Origin of the sequence: Methylobacterium sp. EM32, assembly GCF_040593685.1 — a bacterium.
Taxonomy (GTDB): domain Bacteria; phylum Pseudomonadota; class Alphaproteobacteria; order Rhizobiales; family Beijerinckiaceae; genus Methylobacterium.
In genome coordinates this window covers 1-1489 of sequence record NZ_JBEXZS010000044.1, presented here as the reverse complement: position 1 = coordinate 1489, position 1489 = coordinate 1, and the positions used below count along the sequence as shown (strand labels likewise).

At 74.1% G+C, this 1489-nt stretch carries 1 protein-coding gene; it reads right to left on the bottom strand.

What is annotated here, in order from left to right; all coding sequences use genetic code 11:
* Positions 1-1489 (bottom strand): tandem-95 repeat protein (locus ABZT49_RS06705; RefSeq protein ID WP_355284676.1); only part of this gene is annotated, 1489 nt, incomplete at both ends.

Below are 1489 nucleotides of genomic sequence, written 5' to 3'. Positions count from 1 at the left end.
CCGGCATCGACGTCGGCCACGCTCAGGCCTGTCAGCGCCAGCGCCGTGTCCTCGCTCGCCGCGAACGAGGCCGGCAGCCCGTTCGCCGGCGCGTCGTTGACCGCCACCACGTTCACCGTCGCCTGCGCCGCCGCCGAGCTCAGAAGCCCGTCGCTGACGCTCACCGCCACGATCCGCGGCAGCGTCGGCGGGTTCTCCGAGGTCGAGGCGAACCGCACCGCCGCCAGCGCCGCCTGATAGTTCGCCAGGCTCGCCTGGCCCGACAGGGTCAGCGTGAAGCTGCCCGCGTCGTAGCTCGCGCCGATCCCCGCCGGCAGGCCCGCCGCCGTGAGCAGGTCGCCGGCCTGGCCGTTGGTGATCGTCACCGTGGCCGAGGCCAGGGTGGGGTTGTCGACGTCCTGGATCAGCACGTCGGTGTCGGCGATCGGCACGCCGGCGCCGTTCTCGGTGTAGGTGCTGGAGAAGCCGGTGCCGGGGCCGGAGGCGTCGAGGTCGAGGACCGGGGCGTCGTCGACGGGCAGAACCGTGATCGTGCTGGTGTCGGTGTCGGTGAGTGCGCCGCCGGCGCCGGTATTGCCGTTGTCGGAGGTGATGAGCGTCAGCGCGACGGCGCCGTTGAGGTTGGCGGCCGGGGTGAAGACGGGGGCGGCGGCCGAGGCCAGATAGGCATTGAGCGCCGCCTGCGTGCCGCTGAGCGTCAGGCTGGCGGTGCCCGAGCCCGCGACGGTGACGCCGCCGGAGGCGGTGGCGCTGAGGCTGCCGCTGCCCGCGCCGACGCTCAGGGTGAGGGTGAGCGCGCCGGTCCCGGCATCGACGTCGGCCACGGCGAGGCCGGTGAGCGCGAGCGGGGTGTCCTCGTTGGTGGTGAAGCTCGCCGGCAGGGTGTTGACCGGCGCGTCGTTGACCGGCGCCAGGGTGATGAGGGTGGTGTCGACGTCGGAGAGCGCCCCGCCGGCGCCGGTATTGCCGTTGTCGGAGGTGGTGAGCGTCAGCGCGACGGCACCGTTGAGGTTGGCCGCTGGGGTGAAGACGGGAGCGGCGGCCGAGGCGAGGTAGGCGTTGAGCGCCGGCAGCGCGCCGGTCAGCGTCAGGGAGGTCGTGCCCGAGCCGATCACGGTGACGCCGCCGGAGGCAACCGCGCTGAGGCTGCCGGTGCCCGCGCCGACGCTCAGCGTCAGGCTGAGGGCGCCGCCGGCGGCATCGACGTCGGCGACGCTCAGGCCGGTGAGCGCGAGCGGCGTGTCCTCGGTGCCGGCATAGCCGGCCGGCAGGGTGTTGACCGGCGCGTCGTTGACGGGGGTGACGGTGACGGCGACCGTGGCGGTCTCGGTCACGCCTCCTGAGGTCACCGTGTAGGTGAAGCTCGTCGCGCCGGTATAGTCCGCGGACGGGGCGTAGGTCAGCGTGCCGTCGGCGTTGAGCCGCACGCTGCCGTTGGCCACCGCGACCGCCGCGCCGCCGGGGCTGATGGCGGCACCGTTGACGGCCG